Source organism: Reichenbachiella carrageenanivorans, from assembly GCF_025639805.1.
Lineage (GTDB): Bacteria > Bacteroidota > Bacteroidia > Cytophagales > Cyclobacteriaceae > Reichenbachiella > Reichenbachiella carrageenanivorans.
The window spans coordinates 14,857-41,334 of record NZ_CP106735.1; the positions used below are offsets into that span (position 1 = coordinate 14,857).

17 protein-coding genes are annotated in these 26,478 nt (G+C 41.5%); 2 read left to right on the forward strand and 15 right to left on the reverse strand.

The window, feature by feature from the left end; genetic code table 11:
• Positions 1 to 3: 3 nt before the first annotated feature.
• The 15 genes from N7E81_RS00065 to N7E81_RS00135 form a co-directional block, all read right to left on the reverse strand.
• Complete coding sequence (locus N7E81_RS00065) at positions 4 to 750, reverse strand: ParA family protein (RefSeq protein WP_263051237.1); 747 nt, start codon at positions 748 to 750, stop codon at positions 4 to 6.
• Complete coding sequence (locus N7E81_RS00070) at positions 743 to 3,274, reverse strand: methyl-accepting chemotaxis protein (RefSeq protein ID WP_263051238.1); 2,532 nt, start codon at positions 3,272 to 3,274, stop codon at positions 743 to 745. Before N7E81_RS00070 ends, N7E81_RS00065 begins: the two co-directional genes overlap by 8 nt.
• Before the next feature lie 28 nt (positions 3,275 to 3,302).
• A complete protein-coding gene (locus tag N7E81_RS00075) occupies positions 3,303 to 6,665 on the reverse strand; it encodes a methyl-accepting chemotaxis protein (RefSeq protein WP_263051239.1) in 3,363 nt (1,120 codons plus the stop codon).
• Positions 6,666 to 6,734: 69 nt separating this feature from the next.
• Positions 6,735 to 7,355, reverse strand: a complete 621-nt coding sequence (locus tag N7E81_RS00080) for a chemotaxis protein CheW (RefSeq protein WP_263051240.1) — start codon at positions 7,353 to 7,355, stop codon at positions 6,735 to 6,737.
• 35 nt (positions 7,356 to 7,390) lie between these two features.
• Complete coding sequence (locus N7E81_RS00085) at positions 7,391 to 8,650, reverse strand: response regulator (protein ID WP_263051241.1); 1,260 nt, start codon at positions 8,648 to 8,650, stop codon at positions 7,391 to 7,393.
• Positions 8,651 to 8,659: 9 nt separating this feature from the next.
• Positions 8,660 to 9,967 (reverse strand): sensor histidine kinase, encoded by a 1,308-nt coding sequence (locus N7E81_RS00090; RefSeq protein WP_263051242.1) that lies wholly within the window; start codon positions 9,965 to 9,967, stop codon positions 8,660 to 8,662.
• Positions 9,968 to 10,175: 208 nt separating this feature from the next.
• Positions 10,176 to 10,583 (reverse strand): DUF1987 domain-containing protein, encoded by a 408-nt coding sequence (locus tag N7E81_RS00095; protein WP_263051243.1) that lies wholly within the window; start codon positions 10,581 to 10,583, stop codon positions 10,176 to 10,178.
• A gap of 270 nt (positions 10,584 to 10,853) precedes the next feature.
• Positions 10,854 to 11,462 (reverse strand): SiaB family protein kinase, encoded by a 609-nt coding sequence (locus tag N7E81_RS00100; protein ID WP_263051244.1) that lies wholly within the window; start codon positions 11,460 to 11,462, stop codon positions 10,854 to 10,856.
• Between the two features lie 126 nt (positions 11,463 to 11,588).
• Positions 11,589 to 12,173, reverse strand: coding sequence for a 3'-5' exonuclease (locus N7E81_RS00105; RefSeq protein ID WP_263051245.1), 585 nt, complete (start codon positions 12,171 to 12,173; stop codon positions 11,589 to 11,591).
• On the reverse strand, positions 12,174 to 13,631 hold the full coding sequence (nhaC, locus tag N7E81_RS00110; protein WP_263051246.1) for a Na+/H+ antiporter NhaC: 1,458 nt from the start codon (positions 13,629 to 13,631) through the stop codon (positions 12,174 to 12,176). It lies immediately after the preceding gene.
• Positions 13,632 to 13,789: 158 nt separating this feature from the next.
• Positions 13,790 to 14,956, reverse strand: coding sequence for a proline dehydrogenase family protein (locus N7E81_RS00115; protein ID WP_263051247.1), 1,167 nt, complete (start codon positions 14,954 to 14,956; stop codon positions 13,790 to 13,792).
• A 129-nt stretch (positions 14,957 to 15,085) separates the two neighbouring features.
• Positions 15,086 to 18,487 carry an efflux RND transporter permease subunit gene (locus N7E81_RS00120; protein WP_263051248.1) on the reverse strand — a complete coding sequence of 1,134 codons (3,402 nt, stop codon included), beginning with the start codon at positions 18,485 to 18,487 and terminating at the stop codon, positions 15,086 to 15,088.
• A gap of 29 nt (positions 18,488 to 18,516) precedes the next feature.
• On the reverse strand, positions 18,517 to 19,695 hold the full coding sequence (locus tag N7E81_RS00125) for an efflux RND transporter periplasmic adaptor subunit (protein WP_263051249.1): 1,179 nt from the start codon (positions 19,693 to 19,695) through the stop codon (positions 18,517 to 18,519).
• A 25-nt stretch (positions 19,696 to 19,720) separates the two neighbouring features.
• Positions 19,721 to 21,082 (reverse strand): TolC family protein, encoded by a 1,362-nt coding sequence (locus N7E81_RS00130; RefSeq protein ID WP_263051250.1) that lies wholly within the window; start codon positions 21,080 to 21,082, stop codon positions 19,721 to 19,723.
• Complete coding sequence (locus N7E81_RS00135; RefSeq protein WP_263051251.1) at positions 21,069 to 21,695, reverse strand: TetR/AcrR family transcriptional regulator; 627 nt, start codon at positions 21,693 to 21,695, stop codon at positions 21,069 to 21,071. The genes N7E81_RS00130 and N7E81_RS00135 overlap by 14 nt, the downstream gene beginning before the upstream one ends.
• Before the next feature lie 105 nt (positions 21,696 to 21,800).
• Between N7E81_RS00135 and N7E81_RS00140 the strand changes: the two genes are divergently transcribed.
• Entirely contained in the window at positions 21,801 to 22,616 is an 816-nt protein-coding gene (locus tag N7E81_RS00140) for an alpha/beta fold hydrolase (RefSeq protein ID WP_263051252.1), read from the forward strand.
• Between the two features lie 110 nt (positions 22,617 to 22,726).
• Positions 22,727 to 26,389 carry a phosphoribosylformylglycinamidine synthase gene (gene purL, locus N7E81_RS00145; RefSeq protein WP_263051253.1) on the forward strand — a complete coding sequence of 1,221 codons (3,663 nt, stop codon included), beginning with the start codon at positions 22,727 to 22,729 and terminating at the stop codon, positions 26,387 to 26,389.
• The last annotated feature ends 89 nt before the right edge of the window (positions 26,390 to 26,478 follow it).

Sequence of the window (26,478 nt, forward strand, 5' to 3'; positions counted from 1 at the left end):
TTATCATTTTGCTTTTAATATTTCTTCGGCAAAAGCCATGTAGTCTTCTGCTCCATTCGATGTGGGGGCATAACTAATAAGGCTTTCTCCAAAAGAAGGTGCCTCACTTGCTCTCACATTCGTTCTGATTCGAGAATCAAATATTTTAAAATTATAATTCTCTTCTATATGCTCGTAGATCTCTCTGCTCAACTTGCGACGGCTATCCACCATCACAGGTAAAAGCCCCATTATTTCAAGGTTTTCATTCAATACTTCTTTGATTTGATTGATCGTAGAAATAATCTGATCTAAACCTTGTAGGCTCAATACTTCCATCTGCAAGGGCACGATGACCCTGCTGGCAGCATTGAGTGCGTTGATGGTGAGCAAGGACAACGATGGTGGACAGTCGATCAACACATAGTCATACCCTTTGGCTGTAGCCAATATTTTTTTGAGGATAGACTCTCTGGCTAGTTCGCCAGCAATGCTGATTTCTACATCTGCTAAATCGATCTGTGCAGGTGCCACTTCTAGTCCCTCTCTAGGGATCAAAATATCTCTAAAATCTATTTCTCCTAAGATCACCTGCCCGATGGATTTTTCGATTTCCAATATTCCAAGAGAATAGCTTAAATTGCCTTGGGCATCCAAATCAACCAGCAATACTTTCTTGCCTTTTTTGGCCAGAGCACAGCCGAGATTGACTGTAGTGGTAGTCTTTCCTGTCCCTCCTTTTTGGTTTACTATAGCTATAATCTTAGTCATCCGATGCTTTCATGTTTTGAGACAACATAAACTTACTGATTCCGCTCTTTAGGTCTTCGGCTACTTTGGCTAGCTGTTGCGATTTTTCGGTGTATCCCATCATACCAGAAGAAAGCTCTGTGGCTGAACTGGCCACTTGCTCTGTACCTGCAGCTGTCTCTTCTGCAATTACTACCACATTTTCAGTAATGGCCACTACTGCATTGATGTCTTTGACCTGTAGCCTAGTGGCTTCTAATATCTCCTGCGAATGTCGGAAGGTACGATCTGAAGTCTCAGATATTTCTTTGAATACATCAGAAGCATCTTTAGATGCCTGCTCTCCATTTCTCACAGTCTGACTCATGATCTCGATCACCTTGGCAGCCTCCCTTGTATCCGCTTGCACATCGCTGACGAGTTTTTCGATTTCTTTGGCAGAGTTTCTAGAGTCTTCAGCCAATTTTCTTATTTCTTCGGCTACTACTGCAAACCCACGACCTGCATCACCTGCCTGAGCAGCTTCGATAGCTGCGTTCAGTGCCAGTAGATTGGTCTGGGAAGCAATTTCGGTAATCACACTCAATACTCTTGTAATCTCTGCGGATCTTTCAGTCAAGATCTGAATAGACTCATGCGTTTTGGAAGAATATTCCGATATATCTACCATGTTGAAGACTACTTTATTGACCATCTCCAGTCCTTTTTCGCTACTGCCTACTCCTTGCTTAGCGGCTTCGTTGATGGTTTCAGCTCTTTCTCCCATTTCATTGGATGACTTGAGGATACCTTCTACCAAATTAGACGATTCGTCTACTTTGCTCACCTGAGTTTGTGCACCATTGCTCATTTCTGATATGGCAGAAGCAATCTCTTTGGTATTGGTATTCATTTCTTCGCTAACTACGCTCATTTCAGCAGATGATTCGTCTACGAAATTGGCGTTTTCAGCAATACTCATCAGCAGTTCGGTGAGGCTATCCAACGCCTTGTTGAGATTGCCTGAAAGGCGTGCCATATCTCCGCTAGCCTGTGAACGAAACCGTTTGGTAAGGTCTCCATCTGCCATGGCATTGACGATATCATTGACAGCCATGACGGGTGTGGATACAGACTGTAGCAAGTTGTTGACCGAATCGCTCAAATCTTTCCATCCTCCTCGCTTGGCTGCAGTTTGAATTCTGGCGTTCAAGTTACCTGCATTCCCGGCTTCCTCTACTACTTCTTTTACATCGTCGAGCACCGTTTTTAGATTGTCTCTCATGCTGAGTAAAGAATGACCGAGCATATCTTTATCGCTCGACACTTGGAAATTCAAATCCAAATTACCTTCTCCAATTTGCCTTGAAAACTCAGCTTTCTTAACTAATTCATCTACCAAGACATTGACTGATCCAGCCATCTGGCCCAACTCATCTGAGGAGTCCACAATGAGTTTTTTATTTTGATTTAAATCACCTAGTGCTAGGTCTTTCAAAAGACTGTTTGATTTTTCAATAGAAGTGGTGATATAGTTAGATATTTTAAGGATGATTATAAACAATACGGCCAGTCCAATCAGCCCTACAAAAACAGTGATAAGTAAAGTACGGTTAAACGACGCTGTAATTTCTGCTACAGGCACGATTGTCGCTGCCCACCAAACCTGACCAGTTTTACCCAAATTGACTGGGAAGAACGAAACATACACCTCTGCACCAAAATCCGGGTCGAAAACAGTAAAAGAGAAAGCCTCCTCTTGGCTTATTTTCCCAAGTATGTCGAAGTCTAATTGCTTCACAAAACCCAACTGTTCTAAAGAGGCATTGAATAACGCAGTATCTTGATGGGCAATGATCTTGCCTTTGGCAGACACTAGAAAGGCGAAACCATCTTCATAAAATTCTATGGTAGACATGGTCTGAAAATCGCTTAACGATAGGTCTGCTCCAATACAACCAAGATACCTATCTCCCGCTAAAAGCGGCACTACTGTGGATGTTCCTAAAATCGAATCTCGGTCTATCTTACTATAATCATAATCTGCATACATATAGGGTTCGGACAGAGATTCTACTTTTTCTGTTTTCAATAGATGATAGACGCTTCCTTCGTCATCTCCTTCGGTATTGGCTAATTCAGAAGAGGAACGCACTTGCCCATCTCTGACGTAGAAGTTTTTACGCTCTCTACCATAAGGGAGTGTCCATTCTGGATCGATAGCCGAAAGTTCCCAGCTCATAAAAACAGCATCGTACTTGGGGTTGTCTAGCAGTACACTGGTCATCAACTCTTCGCGTACTTTGTCACGTTCTTCTACGGGTGCATCCACAAACCGCTCAAGAACTCTGCCCATGGTACGAGCTATGGCCAAGTCTTCGGCAAGACTGGCTTTGATCTCATTAGCCTTGGTAGATGCATAAGTATCTGCCAAGATTTCAGCTTCTGCAATGGCCTTTTCTCTTAAACTAAAACTTATATAGCTTAGCGTAATCACATATATCAAACCCGTGACTCCCAAGATGAATACCATCATCTTTCTTCTAACTGTAATGCTTTTTATCATAAGCTAAATAAATTAATTAATTGCCTTCTTAAATATCCAGCACCACATCTGGATACTTTTCTTTCAACTGAGGAAGGTACTGCTTCCCTTTTATTTTATCTTCTTCAATTTCATTTTGAATGATCAAAAGCCCCCAATCTTCAAATTCAGGGATTAAAATCGGTACTTTTTTAATAAACCAATATTTCTGTTTCTCTCTGAGAATTACTTTTTCGAGACTATATACTGGCTCACGAGAAGCTACTAGTGCCTCTTCTTTAGTTTTAATTTTTGCAGCAAATTCTTCATCATAAAAATCGAAGTCACTCTTACCAATAATTTCCTCCAATGGATATCCAAAATCTTTGGCTACAGCTTCATTTAGCATATAAATAATCCCTTTGGGGTCTTTCAAGGCAATTTTATAATCTATTTTATTAATGATGTCTCCAAACAGACCATTTTGCTTTTTGATGAGCTCCATATTGCTTCTCATCTGCTCTTCTCTTGCCTCACTTTCCCGCTGCGCTGCCAATTTGATTTCGGTTATGTCTCGGGTAATGCCATAGGTACCTATGATATTACCATCCAAATCTCGAAGAGGCAGTTTAGTGGTTGCCACGTATCTAGTAGTACCATCCTTTTTATCTACTTTTTCTTCCGAATTTAGAATTGGTTCTCCAGTCTTGATGATGTTTAATTCTTCTTCATAGGACCTTTTGGCATGATCTCCAAAGAAGTCGAAATCACTTCGACCAATGACTTCCTCCCCTTTGTTTGCACCCAACATACGAACATGCGAAGCACTATTCCGGATGAATTTACATTCAAGATCTTTGAAATAAATATGATCTGGCATGTAATCTAGTAAAGCGTCTAAGAGCATCTTCTCATGCTCAAAGGCCTCTCTCATTTTGAATATAGCTGTATTCTGCCCTGCCTTACCTGAAAGCTTAACCATACTCACTCCGTTTTTCAACACTTCTGCTACTTGAGCAAGGCTTTGTGTCTTATCATTGAAAAGTTCCATTCCTGACGACAATTCGTTAGCCGAACTGGCGACCTGTTCTGTACCTGCAGCCGTTTCTTCGGCAATCACCACAATCGCTTCCGTAAGTGTCACCACTTCATTGATATCTCCAATCTGTAGTTTGGTGTCATTCAAAATTTCTTCCGAAAAACTTAAATTAGCTGTAGCCGACTCTAATATCTTTTGGAATACATCGGAAGCCTGAGCAGATGCTTCGCTACCGTTCTTCACACTGGCATTCATGATTTCGATGACATCTGCAGCCTCTTTGGTGTCTTTTTGCACTCCGCTGACAAGCAACTCAATTTCTTTGGCTGATGCACGTGAGTCTTCCGCCAACTTTCTAATTTCTTCAGCCACCACAGCAAATCCTCTACCAGCATCTCCTGCTTGCGCTGCTTCGATCGCAGCATTCAATGCCAATAGATTAGTCTGTGAAGCTATCTCAGTGATGACGCTCAGTACTCTTGTGATTTCCTTAGAGCGCTCCGTCAATATTTGTATAGACTCCTTAGTTTTTGATGAATAGTCTGAAATATCGTCCATATTGAACACTACTTTATTCATCATTTCTAGGCCTTTGGCACTACGATCTGCGGCATCTTTTGCTCCTCGATTGATGGTTTCGGCTTTGCTCGCCATTTCGTTGGAGGAATTCAGAATACCTTCAATCAAAGTAGATGATTCGTCTACCTTGGACACTTGATTTTGCGCACCATTACTCATCTGTGCAATCGCAGAAGCAATTTCCGACGTATTGGATGTCATCTCTTCTGTTGTCACTTTCATTTCGCCAGTGGCTTCGTCCACTGTAGATGAGCTGTTCAAAATTTGATTCAAAAGACCGTCAATATTGTCAAGTGCCTTATTGAAGTTGCTCGATATTTCTTCAATTTCCCCTTTGGCTTCTTCGGTATAGCGCTTGGTCAGATCTCCATCTGCCATGGCTTTGATGATTCTGTTGAGGGTGATGAGTGGTGCTACAAATGAACCTAGCAGATTATTGATAGATGCGCTCAACTCTAACCAGGCACCTTGCTTTCCTTCTTCTACTACTCGTGCACTGAAGTTGCCTTCCTCTACAGCCTCTCTTATGACCGCTTTGGTGTCATTGATCACGATTTGAAGATTGTCTCTCATTTTCATTAGCGACTGACCCAGTACATCTTGTTCGCCAGACACCTCAAACGGTGCGTCTAAATTGCCTTCTCCTATTTCCTTTGAAAAATTGGATTTCTTGCTCAACTCTATCAAAAGCTGATTCAGGGATCCTCTCATTTGTCCCAATTCATCTTCGTTATCTGCATCGATATTTAAGGTAAAATCAAGATCTCCTACTGCCAGTTTTTTCATAGCTTGATTCGTGTCTATGATTCGTTTTGCAAATCGGCCAGAAATATTCCAGATGATGAGGCTCAGCAAAACAAACCCAATCAAACCTCCTGAAATCAAAAATCTGAAAGCGATTAAAAATGAGTTATTGATCTCGTCGAGAGGCAATACGATACCCACTGCCCATGGCTGCGTAGCCCCATTTAATAAAATAGGGGCAAATGACACATAAATATCATCATTCAAAGTCTCATCATAAGTCACGTATGACGTAAAATCACCTTCTCCGATACGCTCTACCACCTCTAAATCAGCATCGAAAAAAGAGAGGTCTGCCACGGATTTCGTCACCATAGACTGATCATCATATGAAGCGATCATGCCGCTGTTAGCCACCAAGAAAGATTTTCCTTGGGCATATACGGTGTCTTGCACGGCCTCTGAATAACCCAACAAGGAATAATCTGTACCAATCAGTCCTACAAACTGATCCCCTTTCATAATAGGAATACAAGGTGATGTAATCAGTGATCGATTAAGGTACCCGTCTTGATAGTTATCGCTCACATAGGGCTCAGACATTTCTTCATGAGGCGAAGCCTTTATTCTATAATAGTCGCCCGTAAGATCTTGACCATCCGTATCCAAAGTTTCAATGGTTTCAAGGATCTGACCATCTTTCCAAAAATAGGTGATTCTTTGTCGGCCATATGGCAAAGTCCACTCAGGATCAATAGCGGATAGTTCCCAGCTCATCCATACGGCATCGTAGTTGGGGTACTTTTTCAATATACTGGTCATCAATGACTTTTGCATGGTATATCGAGTCTCTGGATCCAATGTAGTATAATCACTAAGGATCACGGCCATAGATCGAGCGATTGACATATCTTCTTGCATATTAGCATTGATGTCATTAGCCTTTTGTACGGCATATGTATTCGCCAAACTAACCGCCTCTTTAAGTGATTCTTCTTTTAATTGGAATCCTACATAACCAAAAATGATAAAATATATCAGGGTAGTTGCCCCTATAATATATAGCATCATCTTCTGCCTTATCCTTAGTTTTTTCAACTTTTCCTTCATCCTATTTCTCCCTACTGCTTAATCGTTTTCTTAGTCTTGGTCACTCTTGATCATCTCTAAAATATCGATAAGTATAATCATTCGATTATCTTTTTTGATAACGCCATTGATAAAGTGCTGCTCATTGTTTGACTTTCTCATCACATCGGCGGTACTGTTGATCTGGCTTTCTTTAATCATGAGTGTTTCGGGTACTTGACTAGATACCACAGCGACCTTCACGTCCTCGCTATTGATCACGATAACGTAATTGATCTCATCTGCTGCTTGTCCTTTTTTCAGTCCAAATTTTTTGGCTAAGTCTATTACAGCTAATACATTGCCACGCACATTGGCCACACCTTGGATATACTTCTTGGTCTGGGGTACGGGCGAGATGGGAGGTACGGGTACTACTTCTTTGATCTGGCCTATTTCAAAAGCATACTCTTCTTTTCCTACGGGAAACACCACCAGCATTCGACTGTTTTCTTCGACCTGCTGCGTAGCCTCTAGGTCATGGTTTAGTTGGTTCAGAGATTGTGTATCTCTTTGGTCTAGTTTGGTTTCAGTCTTGGGCACCAACGAGCTATCTACAGTTGCATCCTGAACTTCCTGTTTTTCAGGAATCGCTGCTTTGGTTCCTTTCTTCAAATTATTCCCTATTGCCATTTTATTCTATGTCTTTTTTTAAATCACTACACGCCTTAGAAGCGTACTCCAACCAAACTTTTGTACCTATACTCACGCAATAGCTTGGCCTGCATGATCATTGGAAATTTATGTAATTCTTCGAGAAGCAGCTGTGTACTCAAAAGTGCCGAATTACTATCTGATTTTTTAGTACTATCGTCGATCACATTATTAGGTATAAAATACAGTTCGGAAACTTCGAAGGTATCGAACTGAATCACGTCGATGTCTGGCTCTACACCGGGTATCAGTGGTGCCACATTTCCCGAAAGGGTCTTAAATTCTCCACTTTTATTGAAAGAATACAAGCTATGATTGGCTCCACCAAACAAGAGTGATTCGTCGTGCTTATCGTACACCAAAAGAGCGATATCTACCGAGCAAATGTTTTCATCGTACTTCTTTCCGAAGAATCGGTTTTGAATTCTGATAGACAGGGTAGATAGTATTTCTCTAGGGTCATAGATCCTGTCTTTGTACATGAGCTCCATCAATGTGGCGCAAATGAAGGTATTCAAGGTGAGTGCGTGTATGACGCCCGAGTTGGTATTGAAAGACGTGATCAGCAGTTTGTTTCCCACTTCGCCAAACCAATAACCATTATGGTTGACTCGGTTGTGCTCATAGAGGATGAAGGCATCTTCTATATATAAGCGTAGCTCCTCCTGGCGCGGCAAGAGGGATTCTCTTAGTGAGACGTTGAACTCAATGACTTGATCCATATTGACGGTAGACATCATGTTTTTTCGTGCCTCTACCGATTTGATAATTTCTTTTTTCAGCTCTTGCTTGGTCTTGACCCCAGGGTCCAAGGTAGGTTTGGGGACAACAGGAGTAACATCAGGCTTTTTTTCCTCTTCTTTAGGGTTACGGATTTCTAAAGCTTTATCAAATTCCTCTTTAAGGTCTTCTTGATTCCAAGGCTTCACTAAAAACCGATCGAGTCCTACCTCCTGATCTACACGAATAATCTCATCTTCGTCGCTAAAGCCCGTCATAATCATCCGTGCGATATTGGGGTACTGTGGTACGATTTTGATGAGGAGCTCTACACCCGTCATGCCAGGCATGCGCTGATCGGTCATGATCAAGTCTATTTCCTGACTTTCTAATATTTTGATCGCATCTGTACCAGATTCCGCGGTAAACACATTGTAGTGACGCTTGAACGCCCGCTGAAAAATTCGAAGGTTTACTTCTTCATCATCCACGTACAGAATACTGTATTTTTTAACTTCTTCGTCCTTGTATGTCCTGTCTAGTACTCCTTCCACAATAAAAAATTAAGCTGGTGCTGATTCCATTGATTTGTTTACTTTTCTGAGCTTTTTAGGCAATGTAATCACAAACTCAGTGCCTTTGCCCTCGGTGCTTTCGACTGCTATAGTCCCGTTGTGTTTTTCGATGATTCCATAGGTAATCGCCAAGCCTAGTCCCGTACCTTTCCCTACTTCTTTGGTAGTAAAGAATGGGTCAAATATTTTCTTTAGCGTGTCTTCTGACATGCCTTTACCGTTGTCTCGTATCGTGATTTTGACATGGTCTTGGTCTACTTCTTCTGTCTTTATATTGATTGTACCTTTAAAATCTATGGCATCACAGGCATTGCCTATGAGGTTCACCAACGCTTGATTGAGTTGTCCGGGAAGACACTTAATTGGCGCGATGTTGGTGTCCAAGTCTTTGAGTACCTTGGCTTTTTTCTTGTACTTAGGCTTTAGGATCACTACAGCGTTCTCCACGATCTGGTTGACATCTGCCTCTTTGATTTCTACCTCGTCGTGTCGTGCAAATACTCGAAGTCCGTTTACGATTTCGGTGATTCGGGTAGTCCCATACTCCACATCGTCGAGCGACTCACTGGTGGACGTTTGCAAATCGCTAAAATGATGATCGTCTTCTCGCTGAATTTTGTAATACTTCTTGATCTCCTCCAAACTATCGAGCTCGCAGATCCGCTTATAGTTTTCGATAAATACATTGAGCTGTTTGAAATTATCTTTGAGGGTATTCACTCCATTCGCCACAAAGTTGACAGGGTTATTGATTTCGTGTGCGATACCAGCAGTGAGCTGACCTAATGAAGACATTTTTTCGGACTGAATAAGTAAGGCTTGCGTTTTCTCCAGTGTCTTGCTCGTTTCTTTGAGTTCTCTACTTGCCGCAGCTTGCCTAGCCAATTCTACTTTTTCTTTGGCTTGCTCTTTATATTTAACCACCAACTTGTCATATTCTTTAGCGAATAAGACTTTCATTTCTTTCTTCTGTTCTACAGATTTTTGATACGCTTGATGAATTTTACTGACTTGAGCTTCCTTACTTTTTAGCTGGTTTCTAATATCGGCAATTTGCATTTCTGCCATGATGCTCTTCTTGCGAATAGCCGAAGTATAATAGAATGCTCCTCCCGCCACACCTAGCAACAGCAGTGCTAAAACCAAAACAATACTATTCGATGAGCTTTCTCTCGATCTCTCCACTTCTTCAGTAGTGTCCTGCTGGCTCTCCAACGGGCGTGCCATGGCTTGAAAACCATTCAAATTGATAAGCAGTACTGCAACAGCCACTATAAAAACAATCTCTCTTCTCATACTATTTGCCTACCGAGCACATCGCCCTTTGGGATAATTGGTTGAAAACTAGGGTAAAATTGGTTTTTCTAATATACACGATTCTACAACTAAATTATAACATTAAAACCATTTAGAAAGGGATATAATAAGAATACCGACCTTGGAGTTTCTATGCAGAAACTCTAACCACAAACCACCAAAAAAATAGAAAGAAAGAATCTGAAAATTATGAAGCCTGACGCAACTGATCCTTGATTTTGAATACTTCTACAAACTTGAAAGGATAATTGTAATGTTCACTTATTTCACGTCCGATTTCCAAAATATTAGGCCTATTTTTCTCATAATACCATGTGATATTCAATGGTCTGTTGTCTGACGACAAAGAAATCAGTTTTTTCACAAGGATGTGGAGATAGGTAGTAGAGTCTTCAATGTTTTTTAGTGCAAAATTCACATTGATCTCATTTATATCTTGGTTATCTAATGCTGGAAGGTGGCTAAATACATGGCCATAAAAGCTGAGTGGATCATCGGGCATAGAATTTCCTCGAAGCTCAAGCTCTCCATGACTCGGTCTAAAACTCACCGAAGGAGTAGTACCAGTAGGCCGTATGAAATATCCATCCATCATCACAATCGAATTATTCTAAAATCTCTATTTATTAAAATGGTCTATAATTATTCTAAGATCCAATATTAGACATTATTATGACGCATTTCAATCCGTTTTTGTACCTAATGTGACTTTTAGGTGAAATCACTAATCGGGTGATTAGCCGTAAAACAGTCCAAAAAACAACCTGAGGCCACACTTTATAAGTTAGCGTATTTCACCAAAAAATAAAAATTTGACAATCACGGATGACCTGCTGAATTTTATTCCTTCACAACGGCCTAAAACTTAGATTTCTTCTTTTCGAATGCGGATGGTTAAAATGAAAAAGCAGTGCTCTGCATCGAGTGGTTCGAAATAATATTCATACTCCGTGCCTGTCCGTTTTTTGATATCGATAAAGCCAAGACCAGCACCTCCTTTTTCTGAAATGGTAGTGTTTTCCATCGTGGTCTTATGCAATGCTCGCAGCTCTTCTTTGTCTAGCGAGTTTACTCGATCCAATATATCTCTAAGCCGCACTGCATTGTCTAGTGAGATTTGATTGCCCGTGGTTACATAATATTCGTAGTCGTTGTCGCCTATGAGGAAGATACCGTCTTTGGCCAGACCATCTTCTAGGCTATTCGAAGCATACTCAGCAGTACTGTCCGCGTGCTTACAAATATTTTGCAAGGCTTCTATCATCACATGATACACCCGACGAGACACTTTCTTGTCTTCTTTTTTGTCGGTCATATCTTCTTCGGTCATAGCCGTGATACCGTTGATGGTATTTTGAGTAATCTTCCCTAGGTAGACAATGTTGACATCGGATCCTTCCATAAGATCTCTGAAAGCCACAATGTTTTTGAGGTGGTTCAGTTGGTTCGTCTGTCTTTTTCTAATATTATCCATGCGATATTTTATTCAATAAGAAAAGGGATTTTTCACCCTATACACTGCCTGAGGATAAATATAGAAATAAATTCCCAAGCAGAATTATAATAAATTCTTAAAAATATTTCCCGAAAGAACTACGGGTTACATATTGGCTTTGATCTCCATCATTTTCCGATAGATTTCTAGGCATATCCAAGCATCTGTAGCCGCGTAGCTGATTTGAGAATCAGTTAGCTCTTCGTTTTCCCAATTAGACACTTGCTGGCTTTTAGATATTCGATGGTTCATAAACATGCCAGCGTAGTTTCTAGCCCCTATACTTTCAAACCCTAATTTAGCACCTAATTCATTGAGATCTACAAAGCCTTGAGGTTTGAAGTCTCTCAACTTCTGCAAGTCTTTGATGTCGTCACGAATTCCTATACCTACGATTTTGATTTTGGGGTCTTCAAAAAGACTGACAATTTCTTTGGAAAGGCTTATTTTATTGAGTCTAAACAAAAAAGCCTGATCGGGCAAAGAGAGCTGCAACAATGCGACAGGGTAAGATTCTCCTTTTCTAAACGCCGGCTTGGTCTCAGTATCAAAACCTAAAATAGTTGCTTTTTTGCAAGCTGCTACGGCTTGCTGCACCTGACTTTCATCGTCGATTATCTGATACTTCCCTTCGTACTTCATTAGCGGAAGCTCGTTTACTTCCTGCTTAGTAATCTTTCTAATCTTCATTCAACTCTTATTTTTTTCACTTAGGCGGCGAATCTTAATATTTAAATATCCAAATAATATCGTCATCATTGGGCTAATGATATTGAAAAAACAATAGGGAGCAAATGCCAATACGCCTACTCCCAACACGCTGGAATGATAGGCTCCGCAAGTATTCCATGGCACAAGTACAGAGGTGACTGTGCCAGAATCTTCCAAAGTTCGACTTAAATTTTCAGGTGCCAAATCTTTTTCTTTATATAGATCGGCATACATCCTACCTGGCACCACGATAGCCAAATATTGATCCGAGGCGGTGACATTAAAAAACACACATGTACCAGCTGTAGAAGCGATCAATGCTCCGCTACTTTCGATCCTGTTCATGATGGATCGAGCAATCACTCTGAGCATTCCTGCTCCTTCCATCACTCCTCCAAACATCATAGCAGACATGATCAGCCAGATCGTATTTAGCATTTTAAACATCCCTCCCGAACTCAGCAGTTCGTTGACCATCTCGTTGGAAGTGGAGACTCCTACATGACCGTAGAGCGCTTTCATCACTCCTACAAACATCGTCTTCCAATACTCTCCTGTATAGCCCGAAACTTCGGCAATGACTGATTGTTGAAATATGAGTGCAAAAACAACCCCAAGCAATGTGCCTACCATCAAAGCAGGAAATGCTGGCACTTTCTTTACGATCAACACGATGACCACTACTGGCACGATAAAAAGCCAACCAGATATATGGAATTTAGACGTGATCGCATCCAGCACTTCGACAGTATCTATACTTGTTTCGGGTACCGCATTGAAAAAACCCATCACCAGGAATATAATCAGCGTAATACCGATCGACGGGAAGGTCGTGTAGGCCATATAACGAATATGAGTAAACAAATCCGTGCCAGCCATGGCTGGCGCCAAGTTAGTTGTATCGGACAAAGGCGACATTTTATCACCAAAGTAGGCACCTGACAAAATAGCTCCCGCCACAATTCCTTCATTAATCCCCATAGCCTGACCAATACCCATCAAAGCGATTCCTACTGTAGCTGCTGTAGTCCATGAGCTACCTGTAGACATAGAGACTATCGTACAAACAATGCACGCTGCAAAAAGAAATATAGTGGGGTTTAGTATCTGTAGACCATAATAGATCATAGCGGGTACTACACCGCTAATGAGCCAACTTCCTGCCAGTGAGCCTATCATCAATAGGATCAAAATAGATCCCATAGCAGAAGTAATGCTTTTGACCATTGCCTTCTCAATATCAGCCCATTTGTAGCCGATACGAGCGGCTAGTATCGCTGCTACCATGGCAGACAATATTAGCACAATCTGATTGGAACCAGACAGTGCGTCATCTCCAAAAATAGATACATTAATGGATAGAAAAACGACAAGAAAAATAATGGGTATGAATGCCTCCAGAAGCGATGCTTCTCTCTTCTCACTGCTCGTACTCATTCGCTCATACATTTTTGGTATTAAAAACTCGGAAGTTAAGCAATTTTGCTCAACCAAAATGCAGCAACTGATTTTTCCAATTTTAAATTAGATACATACAGGCAATCTAGCATCTGCTTGCCTAAGCCAGATTTAACCTTTGAACAGATCACCATACTTTACAATCTCCTACGCCTGACAATTTCCTTTTTCACTAAGAGAAACTCCCGACTACTTTGCCCAGCAATAGAAGTATTTTCTTCGGCTCTTCTCATCAAATAGGGCAACACTTTGGCTACAGGGCCATAAGGCACATACTTAGCCACATTATATCCTTCATTGGCCAGAGTATAGGATAGATTGTCACTCATGCCATATAGTTGAGCAAAATATACCTTATGATCCGTCTTCGAGATGCCGTGTTTCTCCATCAATTCGGTAGTGATTTTACAACTATTTTCATTGTGAGTACCCACACAGAGGTGAATATCATCGATATACTCGATACAATAGGCCACTGCTGCATCATAGTCGGCATCCGAGGCGGCCTTGGTTAGCTGTATTGGGTCTGGATATCCTTTTTCTTCAGCACGATCACGTTCTTTTTCCATATAAGCTCCTCTGACCAATTTAGCACCTATCAAAAAACCATTATCCAATCCCAGCTGATGTGCTTTTTTCAAATTAGACAATGACGCCGTGCGATACATTTGATAGGTATTGAATATGTACACTTTTTCCTGATTGTACTTCATCATCATATCGTACACCACGGCATCGATCACATCCTGAATCCAGCTCTCCTCCGCGTCTATAAAAAGGTGTTTCTTTACTTCCACAGCTTTGGCGCAAATCTGATCCACTCTTTCGAGAAATTTGGCATATCGTTTTTCTTCGCTAGGAGATAAGGCCACTCCACTTTGTTTTCTGGCCAATAAGCTAAATGCAGTAAAACCCGTAAGTTTCATCACTCCTGTTGGGATGTTTTCGGTAGTAGCGGCCATCTCCAATGACCGAATAATTTCATCTCGATTGGCATCGAATACCTGCTCAGACTCTTCTCCTTCTACCGAGTAATCCAGAATGGTTCGAATATGAGATTCGGCAAGTTTTTCTACTGTGCCTTGGGAATCTTTCAGGGATTCTCCTCCACAAAATTGTGTGAAAATCGTTTTTTTAATCATCCACTTGATGGGCAAGTGAATTTTAAGTGCAAAGACTGTCATCCAAATCCCTATTTTGGCAATTATGGGATTATTCATCGACAGAAATAGGAAATACATTCTCTTCAAGTCAAAATTAGACTTGTCTGCGAATGCCACTTGGGTGTCATCGAAGTTCATCATTGGGGTATACTAAATGTTGTTCTTATTTTTTGGGACGGCAAATATATGCACGAAACCCTATTAAAAAGATACAAAAAAAGCGAGACCTTTTACAAAATCTCGCTTCAATTCCCTTTGTCTGATTGGAGATCAACTGATCCCTAATTTCCTATTCACCTTGGCAAAGAATAAGTACATCACTGGTACAATGATCAATGTCAAGAAAGTGGCAAATGTCAAACCATAGATAATCGTCCATGACATAGGCCCCCAGAAGGCTACATTGTCTCCTCCCAAGAAAAAGTCTGCATCATAGATAGAAAATAGTTTCAAGAAGTCGACATTGATCCCCACTGCCAGCGGAATCATACCCAATATGGTCGTGATTGCGGTAAGCAAAACGGGTCTAAGTCTTGTCGCACCAGAATGAATAATCGCATTAACGATCTCTTCCATAGGCAGCTTATCTACACCTAGCTCGGCTTTTCTTCTATCTCGAGTCAGCTCGATAAAGTCGATCAGTACAATAGCATTATTCACCACGATACCTGCTAGTGATATAATACCAATCATAGTCATGACTACAGAAAATTTCATCCCAAATATGACCAGCCCTAAGAATACCCCAATGGTACTCAACACTACAGACATCATAATAATGAAAGGAGCCGTGATTTTATTGAACTGCGATACAATAATCAGGAAGATAAAAAAAACAGCGATGAGCAAGGCGTTGCTTAAGAAAGCCATCTCTTTGGCTTGTTTCTCTTGCTCTCCTCCAAACTTATATTCATAGCCTGCTGGCAAATCAAAACTAGTCAATAGTTCTTTGATCTGATCGTTGATCTGTGTCGGGTTGTAGCCGGAGATCACATTCGAGCTAAGAGTAACGACTCTTTTCAGATCCTTTCTTCTGACCGAACCATAGGTAGAGCTCAATTCTGCCTTGGCCACAGACGAGATTGGTACACTGCGCATTTTTCCACTACTCTGGTTTCTGTAAACCACACTTTTGTTCATCAACGCATCTACATCGTATCGGTATTCTTCTTTGAGTCTTAGCTGAATTTCGTAATCATCTTCCCCTTCTTTGTACTTCGATATTTCTTTTCCAAACAATGCCGTTCTTACTTCCATGGCGATAGATTGAGTAGAGAGTCCAAACCTTCTGGCTTTTTCTCTATCAATGTTCACAATCAATTCAGGCTTACCTGTTTCCAGATCCATTTTCAATTTTTCAATCCCTTCGATCCCTGAATTATTGATATAACTCTTCATTTGCTCCGAAGTATTGATTAGCGTTTCAAAGTTGTCGCCCGAAATCTCTATACTGATAGGCTTGCCCGCTGGTGGCCCATCGGCATTTTGATCTACTGTGACTAACACGCCCGGATTACCTCTCATGGCATTTCGCAAAGCATCCAAGGCATCCAAGGTAGACAAACCTCCACGGTCTTTAAATTCTTTGAAATCGACCGTAATCCTGGCTTTGTTTGGCGTAGACTTTTGCCCAAAGGCAGAAGAATCATTAGGATCGGCTGTGCCTTCGCCTACATTGGCAATCACAGACTCCACAATACTCATATAAGGCTTGATCACCTCCATTACTTTAGCTTCAATCTGCTCCGCAAAAGTATTGGTTGTCTCTACATCTGTACCTACTGGAAATTCAATAAATACATTGACATATTTAGGATCTGTCTTTGGGAAATACTCAACCTCTGGAGGGAAAACAGCCATTAACACAAAAGAGAAAAACAACAAAAACACTGTTCCCCAAAAGAAGGCATAGGGTCTTAACCCTGCCAAGGCATATTTCAACAATCTACCATACAGTCCTTCTATCCAAGGCAAGAATACACTTTGAAATCTTCGTGACAACGGCACCAGCACATACACATTGAGTAGTGTAATGAAAGCCACTGCAAAAGCCATATTACTAAACACCGCAGAGCCCATCAGCAAAAACAAAAGGCCTACTACTACGGATACTCCGACGATCAATAGTATTTTCTTATCATTCCTTTTTTCGCCTGCGTCCAATTTCATAAAAATGGCAATCAGTACAGGGTTGATAATTAAGGCTACAAAAAGTGACGAGCCCAAAGTCACCATCAAAGTGATAGGCAGGTATTTCATAAACTCCCCCATGATACCAGGCCAAAAGGCCAAAGGTAAAAATGCCGCTAAAGTAGTAGCGGTAGAGGCGATAATAGGCCAAGCTACTTCTCCTACTCCTCGTTTGGTAGCTTCGAAAGCAGAATAACCCTCTTCTCTGAGTCTATACACGTTTTCTACCACTACGATACCGTTGTCCACGAGCATACCCAGTGCCATGATAAGCGAGAATAGCACCATCATATTGATGGAAATACCAAATGCTCCCAAGACCAAGAAGGACATAAACATAGACAGCGGGATAGCTACTCCCACGAAAAGTGCATTTCTTGATCCTAAGAAAAAGAGCAATACAATGACTACTAAAATCACCCCAGAGATGATATTATTTTCTAAGCTATCTACCATGTCGCGCGTCTGCTGCGATTGGTCGTTGGTAATGGTTACTTCCAGATTAGCTGGAAAAACATGTGTCTTGGCATGGTCCAATATGACATTTATTTTATCCGTAGCAATCAGTAAGTTTTCACCACTTCGCTTGATCACATCGACCATCACTACAGGCTGCCCTCCCAATCTGGCATAATTTTGCTTTTCTTTATATCCGAATTCTACCTCCGCGATATCACCCAGATATACAATATTGCCTTTCTCACTTTTGATAACTACATCGAGTAGATCGTTTGGGTCTTCGAACTCCCCCACTACTCTAATCGACCTACGAATATCTCCTTCTTTAAGGTTACCTCCAGAAAGCGTGATGTTTTCTGCACGAACGGCATTTTCTATATCACCGAAGTTGACCAATCGAGATTCCATTTGATATGGGTCTACATTGATACGTACTTCTTTTTCATCGATTCCACGTATTTCTACCTTAGAGATTTCAGTCAGTTTTTCTATTTCATCCTCTAGATACTCTGCATAGTCATTGAGCTGCTGCAGACTATAGTCTCCCGACAAGTTGATATTGAGTACCGGAAATTCCGAAAAGTTCATTTCAAAGACATTTGGATCTGATTCCAAATCGGACGGCAACTCGGTCTTGGCCCGATCCACCGCATCTTTCACCTTGGTGAGTGCATCTTCTATTTCTGTATCTGGCGTAAATTCTACTATGATCGTAGAATAATCCTGCACAGAAGTCGACTTTATCTCATCTACATCAGCTATTGTATTGAGCTCTTTCTCTATAGGACGAGTAATTAGGTTTTCCATATCCACGGGTGAGTTGCCCGGATGTGGCGTACCTATATATACTACAGGCTGCTGGATCTCTGGAAAACTTTCCTTGGGAAGGTTGATATAGGTAGAGATCCCCATAGTCACAATCAGGAATGTAATCACCATCACCGTTGTCCTATTGGTCAGCGACAATGTGGTCAGTCCAAATTGCTTTTCTATCTTATTTTCATCTTGCTTGTTCTCAGCCATGATAAAATTTGGTTAAATATTGTTTGAGTTTATTTTGCGGCTGTACTGGCATTGGCTTCTGCGGCTCCTTCTTTCATCAGCTTGACAATGGCTCCTTCTGACAACTCTCTGTATCCTTTGAAAGCAATCTGCTGATTCAGCTTTACTCCGCTTAGTATTTCGGTTTCGTTGTCAAAAGACAACCCTGCTTTGATATGGATTTTTGTAGCCACTAGATGCTCTCCGTCTTGCTCTAAACCAAATACAAAACTTCCCTTATGATCTTTCTGTATCAATTTGGTAGGAACTTTGAAGGCTTTCACATTTTTGTAATCTTCTAGTTTCAAAACAACCACCTGATTAGGCTTCACAGGGAAATCGAGCTTAGGCAACTGTACTTCTACTTGAAAGGTTCGGTTTTCGCTGTTGATCACCTGTCCCACTGACTTGATCTTGGAAATCAATTTTTTGTCTTGCGACGGGAAGTATATTTCTACAGGATCTTCAACCTTAAATTTGCCAATGTATCGCTCAGAAATATCCGCATTGATATGAATGTCATTCGGGTTTACGATTCTGATCAATGGCATGCCTGGCTGAGCCATTTCACCTTTTTTAGCAATCACAGCATCTATACTGCCTGAAAATGGCGCTGTGATTCTTGTTTGTCTGAGCTGAGAATTGGCTGTAGCCAATTTTCTTTCAAGCGACTCTTTATTGTTTTTAGCTTCTAGGTACTGAATCTCCGTTCCGATGTTTTTCTCCCATAGGCTTGCTTGCTTTTGTGCTACGATTGTTGCCAATTCTAGCGACGTTTTGAGCTCTGCAATATTATTTTGGATAATGTCTCCATCTAGTACAGCCAACAAATGACCCGATTTCACATAATCACCTTCTTTTACCCGTACAGATTCTATCTCCCCTGGAATCTGAGAACCAACGGTCACATTGGTACGTGACTCCACTCCTCCACGTACTTCTATCATATGTCTGAACGGTTCTGGCTTTACTGAAATGGCGGTCACCAAAACAGAATTGTTAGTCGCTTCCAAGAAAGACGGGTCTAATGCTGCAATCTCCTTTTCCAAGCCTTTAATTTGGGCTTGTATTTCTACCGATTGAGACTTGAGTTCAGATAACGCTTCTTTTTTGGCCTCAAGGTCTGATTCACCTCCACCACATGCACTTGCAAGGATGACCATGGCCAGTAGATATATATATTTTGTCATGATTGTTAGTTTTTCGCTGTTCTAATTATAGCAAAACGCCGTAGGCTTTTTGCAGGTCTATTTTGGATACTAGCGCGTCATACAACGCATTATAAAAATTAATTTGAGCTTGTTTGTAAGTAGCATCGGCATCGATTACTTCGATATTTGAACCTACGCCCTCATTGTATTTGATCTTGGCTACTTCGTATACTTCTTGAGAAAGTTCCATATTTTCACGTTGGGCTTCCATCATTTCTATGCTACGATTGTAGTCAGCCAAGGCTGATTCTATTTCTACATCTATATTGTTTTTGAGCAGATTTAGCGAGTAGTCGATCTGCTGCACTTGCAACTGTCTTTGTTGTACTTGTCTACGCTTCCTCAATCCATCAAAAATTGGTACAGTAGCCTTCACCCCAATCGCTCCAAGCCCAAACCACTGATCCGAAAATAAATCACCAAAAGAAGTATTACCTGTATTCTGACCATAAGTAGCTATGAGGTCAAGTTTAGGGTAATATTTAGCTCGCACATTTTTGATATCCAGCTCTTTCAACTCCTTATTGATATTCATCTGATCATATTCTACCCGTTGTTCATAGGTAAAATTGGCCGCATCGGCAAAATCGAAATAATCAATTCCCTCGATAGTAGAAGTCAATTCCAGCTCTTCCGAATGGTTTAGTCCCATTTGAAATTTGAGCAAAGATTCTGATACATTCAATACCTGCTCGTAGTTCTCCTTTTCTACTTTCACATTATTAAATTGAACCTGAACTCTGTTCACATCAATTTTTTCAGCAAACCCACTAGAATACATCACTTTGGTATCGCTAAGCAATGAATCCAATCTGGAGTAGTTTCGCTCTATCAAACCAAATCGTTCTCTATTTACTAGGACCAAAAAGTAAGCCTTGGATACAGCCTCTGCCACATCTATCTTAGTTTTGATGTGATCCTTCTTCGACAATTGTGTAAAGGTCTTTGCTGCTTCCAGGCCAATAAAAAATGATCCATCAAAAAGCATCTGAGACAGAGCTACATCAAAGCTAGACGTATAAGGAATCCCGAATTCCAACGCGACCGTTTCGCCAGCAGGCACGCCAGGAGGAAAATTTCCATCCGCTTCTATGAGCGACTGTTGTATTTTATAATTGTAAAATAAATTCGCATTTGCATTCAATTGCGGCAATCCATCTGCGATAATTTCACCGACCTGTCGATCTGCAATTTCTTCTTCCAGTTGCGCATTTTTCACACGCTGGTTATTATCCAGTGCGTAGTTGATCGCTTCCTCTAAGGAAAAGCGAAAAGTGGTCGATTCTTGGGCATAGCTCACCTGGTGAGCTGCTACAAGACTAATGGTGAGTATTAGATGAAATATTGGTTGTTTAATTACTCTCATAAGATTTAGCATCTATCAAGCTGTCATATAATTCTTGCCCTTTTATCGTCATCATGCCACGTGCAAAATGATCAAATAGGGTCATTTGTACTTCTGTAAAATCGAATTGATCTCGTGGAAAGACTTTTCCATCGAAGGTCATTTCTATAGATTCCACCCTAAAGGTGGCTAGTATTTCGGCATTTAGATCTTCTCTAAAAAAACCTTCTTTTTTCCCCCGGGCTATAGTTGCCAGCATGGTTCCTTTAATATATTCACTCTTATAGTCCATCCAAAGACTCCAAGACTTGGGATGATACTTTTGTAGGTCATAGATCATAGAGGGGTTGACCGTTTTTACGTGTTCACGGATACACGCCGACAAATTCACTAACTCCTCGATCGCATTGTTGGTTTTTTCCCGCGCCTCGGTGACTTCACACCTATTTCTATTTATATGTGCTTGAGCAAACGTAAATACCAATTCGTCTTTATCCTTGTAAGACTGATAAATAGTCTTTTTAGAAATAGACAGTTCTCTTGCGATATCGTCCATAGACACACTCCTCACGCCGTACCTATTGAATAGGCTCTCCGCTACTTCTAGTATTTTATCTTTTGTATTGTTAATCATTGACGCAAAAAAACGAAGGAAACGACAAGCATCCTAATAGTTTCCTCGGTTTCTACGAACGAAAGGCAGATTTGTTCGAATTTTTCCTGTATTTTTTTGTCCTCTATGAAGAAAACCCAACATCTCTTCAAATATTCTCCTGAATTCCAACTCGATTATCTCCAATATGGACAAGGTAACCAAAGGTTAATTTGCTTCCATGGATTTGGCCAAGAAGCTACTATATTCGAAGAGTTGTCTTCTCAATTAACAGATTATCAGATCATTAGTATTCACCTATTGTTTCATGGCCAAAGCGACAGAACCCATTCTTCCACTTACCTACAGCATAAAGAATGGAAAGCCGTTTTGGCAGGACTGTTAGATCACTTAAATATCTCTAGATTCTCCGTGTTAGGATATAGTATGGGCGGACGGTATACGATTAGTACCATTTATGCTTTTGCTAACCGAGTAGATCACTGCCTATTGATCGCACCTGACGGAATAGTAAAACGCATGTCTTATGAGCTGGCCACATTCCCATACGGCCCACAGCAGTTATTTAGCTATTTCATGTACCACCCAAAGTCCTTTTTTTCTTTTTTAGATCTCATCGAAAAAACCAAATTGATAAACCCATGGACAGTCAAGTTCTCTAGAAGCCAGCTCAAAGAAGATGCTCAAAGACATCGAGTATTCAAATCTTGGATTACACTCAAAAAACTCAGATTAAAACAAAAAGCACTAATTGCACTCATCAATAAAGAAAAATTCAAGACGCATCTAATCTTTGGTCGATATGATCGAATTATAATCCCCGAACATCACCAAAACTTTTGCGATCAGCTCCCCTCTACCCAAGTATCCATAATAGAAAGCGCCCATCATGATTTAATTACTCACGCTACAGATACGATTAAGCAAGCTTTGGCATCCTAAGTAGCCCTAATAATAAAGCGCCCGCAAATTGCAACGAAGAATATGAACTATTTGCTCTCCCATTACTGAATTTCATCTTACTTTTGCGGCTTGTAAACAGTCCTTCTCCGATGATCTTTATATTCAAGAACACCACCACCACCTACTACTTACTCCAGTCAAAGTCCGACCTGAATACGGTTGACATTGAAAAACTCCAGTGGCTTTTTGGCAACGCCGAAGTGCTATCAGAAAAATCTCTTTCGGGTACCTTTATCGGGCCACGCCAAGAGATGATTACACCATGGAGTACCAACGCCGTAGAAATCACCCAAAACATGGGTATAGAAGGGGTTGAAAGAATAGAGGCGTTTCACACGACAGGGACATTCGATCCCATGTTGAACCAAAAATACACGACGCTCAATGCCGACGTTTTCATTATAGAGAAGCAGCCAGAAACAATTCTGGACATCGAAGACATCAGAAGCTATAATCAAAGTGAAGGTTTAGCCTTGAGCGAAGAAGAAGTAATTTATCTGGAAAGCGTGTCGGAGCGCTTAGGTAGACCTTTGACTGACAGCGAGGTATTCGGTTTTTCTCAAGTCAACTCTGAGCACTGCCGCCACAAGATTTTCAACGGACAATTCATCATCGATGGAGAAGAGAAATCAGAAACACTGTTTAAACTCATCAAGAAAACATCGCAAGCACACCCTGGCCAGATAGAATCTGCCTACAAGGACAACGTCGCCTTCATCAAGGGGCCTAAAATCGAACAGTTTGCACCAAAAACACAAAATCAGGCCGATTACTTCGAAACCAAGGACATCGACTCAGTCATTTCGCTCAAAGCGGAAACTCACAATTTCCCTACTACCGTAGAACCATTCAACGGCGCTGCTACTGGTTCTGGTGGAGAAATCAGAGACCGTATGGCTGGTGGTCAAGGCAGCATTCCTCTAGCAGGCACAGCCGTGTATATGACTTCATATCCACGTTTAGAAAAAGGCAAAAACTGGGAAGAAAATATTGAAGCTAGAGATTGGCTTTATCAAACACCACTAGACATCCTCATCAAAGCTTCTAACGGAGCCAGCGACTTTGGAAACAAGTTTGGACAGCCTGTCATCTGTGGTTCAGTACTTACCTTCGAGCACGAAGAGAATGGCGAAACCCAAGGATTCGACAAGGTAATCATGATGGCTGGCGGCGTGGGTTATGGCAAGTTGTCTGACGCACAGAAAAAACCATTAACCAAAGGAGACAAAATCGTGGTAATGGGAGGCGACAACTACCGAATCGGCATGGGAGGTAGCGCTGTATCATCTGTCTCTACTGGCGAGCATTCCAATGCCATCGAGCTCAATGCGATCCAACGATCTAATCCTGAAATGCAAAAAAGAGTAGCCAATGCATTAAGAGCATTAGCTGAAAGCGACAATAACCCAATCGTATCGGTACATGATCATGGAGCAGGCGGTCACTTAAACTGTCTGTCAGAATTGATCGAAGACATAGGTGGCCAGATCAACATCGACCAACTCCCTGTAGGCGACCCTACCCTATCCAACAAAGAGATCATTGGCAACGAATCTCAAGAAAGAATGGGATTGGCTATAGCCGAAAAAGACATTCAAGGACTGAAAGAAATTGCAGACCGAGAGCGCGCACCACTTTTCGTAGCTGGCGAAGCCACTGGCGACATGAAATTCATCATGAAGCACAAAGGCAACGATAAGGCAGCCATGGACTGGAGTTTAAACGATATGTTTGGATCTGCTCCAAAAACAATATTAAAAGACAACACCTTAAAAAAGCCTTACCAAGCCGTCTCAGCTAATGACGCCAATTTTGAAGCCGATTTAAAACAGCTGCTTCAGCTCGAAGCTGTCGCTTGTAAAGACTGGCTCACCAATAAAGTAGACAGGTCTGTGACAGGCCGAGTGGCCAAGCAACAAACTTGTGGCGAAATTCAGCTTCCGCTGAACAATGTAGCCGTGATGGCACTCGACTTTGTAAACAACAAAGGAATCGCAACCTCAATAGGACATGCACCTATAGCTGCCATCGCCAACCCAGCCAAAGGTTCTCAATTGGCAATCACCAAAGCACTGACCAACCTCATATGGGCACCCCTCACTCATGGGCTCGATGGCGTATCACTAAGTGCCAACTGGATGTGGCCTACTAAAACCGACGGCGAAAGAGCCCGTCTGTATGAGGCCGTAGAAGCCGTAAGTGAATACGCTATTGCACTTGGAGTAAATATCCCTACGGGAAAAGACTCTTTGTCGATGACACAGAAATACAACAACGGCAAAACGGTAGATTCTCCAGGTACAGTAATCGTCTCCACCGTAGGCGAAGTCTCTGACATACGCCAAACCGTAACCCCTGACATTAAACCTGTAGCTGATTCTACACTTATATATATACCGCTATCCGACGGAGCCTTTGCTTTAGACGGATCTAGCTATGGCCAAATTAAAAATACTGTAGGTACCAACCCTGCTAGCTCACCAGAAGCCAATTACTTCAGAAAGGCATTTACTGGCGTACAGCAACTGATTAAAAAAGGTCAAGTATTGGCCGGGCACGATGTGTCTGCAGGTGGACTGATTACGACCTTGTTGGAAATGCATTTTCCTACCACACAAAGTGGTGCTTCACTCGATTTAAGTGCACTAGGCAGCAGCCTCTCTCAGATTGCATTTAGTGAAAGTCCAGCATTAGTCATTCAGGTGAAAACTGGCGCTTCTTTAGCTGCTCTCGAAGGCATCCAAACGGAGACCATTGGCACAGTCAACCTAGACAGAACCTTCACCCTCAAAACAGGCAACCAACAAATCGATCTCGATATCAATGAATTGAGAGATACTTGGTTCAAAACATCCTATTTGCTAGAGCTACATCAAACCGAAGAAAGTAACGCCACTTCGAGATTCAAAAGCTACAAAAAGCAAGCACTACAATATCAATTCCCAGCTGGCTGGACTGGGCTTTTGAGCGACTTAGGTCTAAACCAAAAAAGAAAAGAACAATCTGGCACGAAAGCAGCCATCATTAGAGAAAAAGGCGTAAATGGAGACCGTGAAATGGCTTACGCTCTTCACCTCGCTGGATTTGATGTAAAAGACATACACATGACTGACCTGATCTCAGGAAGAGAAGATCTTTCAGAGGTAAACATGATTGTATTTGTAGGTGGCTTTTCCAATTCCGACGTACTCGGATCAGCCAAAGGCTGGGCGGGAGCCTTTTTATACAATGAAAAAGCCAATACCGCATTGAAAAACTTCTATGCCCGACCTGACACCCTCAGTTTAGGTGTATGCAATGGCTGTCAACTGATGATGGAACTAGGCTTGGTATTCCCTGAGATCGAAAACCATCCTAAAATGGCACACAATGCTTCTGGCAAATTTGAATCTATCTTTCTTGATGTAACTATCCCTAAAAATGATTCTGTAATGCTTGGTAACTTATCAGACACCAGACTTGGCGTATGGGTGGCACACGGTGAAGGCAAATTCCAACTACCACAAGCAGAAAGCGACTATACCGTTTGCATGAAATTTGCTCATGAAGCCTACCCTGGCAATCCAAATGGATCTGACCATAATGTGGCTGGCGTTTACTCCAAAGACGGCAGACACCTGGCTATGATGCCTCATCTAGAGCGCTCTCTATTCCCTTGGAACTGGGCACACTACACAGAGCAAGCACAAGAAATCACCCCATGGATTCAGGCGTTTGTAAACGCTAGAGAATGGGTAGAGGGTCACAAATAAAAAAAAGTGAAATATTTGCTATTTTTTATTGCCAACACTTGGCATTATTCAGGCAAATCTCTACTTTTGTGTTCCCAAAATAAGGGGGT

Bases quoted from the DNA above. Each gene is read 5' to 3' on its own strand.
- N7E81_RS00135 (WP_263051251.1), bottom strand. From the start codon at position 21,695: ATGATTAACAATACAAAAGATAAAATACTAGAAGTAGCGGAGAGCCTA.
- nhaC (WP_263051246.1), bottom strand. From the start codon at position 13,631: ATGAGTACGAGCAGTGAGAAGAGAGAAGCATCGCTTCTGGAGGCATTC.
- purL (WP_263051253.1), top strand. From the start codon at position 22,727: ATGATCTTTATATTCAAGAACACCACCACCACCTACTACTTACTCCAG.
- N7E81_RS00075 (WP_263051239.1), bottom strand. From the start codon at position 6,665: ATGATGCTATATATTATAGGGGCAACTACCCTGATATATTTTATCATT.
- N7E81_RS00120 (WP_263051248.1), bottom strand. From the start codon at position 18,487: ATGGCTGAGAACAAGCAAGATGAAAATAAGATAGAAAAGCAATTTGGA.
- N7E81_RS00090 (WP_263051242.1), bottom strand. From the start codon at position 9,967: ATGAGAAGAGAGATTGTTTTTATAGTGGCTGTTGCAGTACTGCTTATC.
- N7E81_RS00070 (WP_263051238.1), bottom strand. From the start codon at position 3,274: ATGATAAAAAGCATTACAGTTAGAAGAAAGATGATGGTATTCATCTTG.
- N7E81_RS00140 (WP_263051252.1), top strand. From the start codon at position 21,801: ATGAAGAAAACCCAACATCTCTTCAAATATTCTCCTGAATTCCAACTC.
- N7E81_RS00065 (WP_263051237.1), bottom strand. From the start codon at position 750: ATGACTAAGATTATAGCTATAGTAAACCAAAAAGGAGGGACAGGAAAG.
- N7E81_RS00080 (WP_263051240.1), bottom strand. From the start codon at position 7,355: ATGGCAATAGGGAATAATTTGAAGAAAGGAACCAAAGCAGCGATTCCT.
- N7E81_RS00100 (WP_263051244.1), bottom strand. From the start codon at position 11,462: ATGGATAATATTAGAAAAAGACAGACGAACCAACTGAACCACCTCAAA.
- N7E81_RS00105 (WP_263051245.1), bottom strand. From the start codon at position 12,173: ATGAAGATTAGAAAGATTACTAAGCAGGAAGTAAACGAGCTTCCGCTA.
- N7E81_RS00130 (WP_263051250.1), bottom strand. From the start codon at position 21,082: ATGAGAGTAATTAAACAACCAATATTTCATCTAATACTCACCATTAGT.
- N7E81_RS00125 (WP_263051249.1), bottom strand. From the start codon at position 19,695: ATGACAAAATATATATATCTACTGGCCATGGTCATCCTTGCAAGTGCA.
- N7E81_RS00115 (WP_263051247.1), bottom strand. From the start codon at position 14,956: ATGATGAACTTCGATGACACCCAAGTGGCATTCGCAGACAAGTCTAAT.
- N7E81_RS00095 (WP_263051243.1), bottom strand. From the start codon at position 10,583: ATGATGGATGGATATTTCATACGGCCTACTGGTACTACTCCTTCGGTG.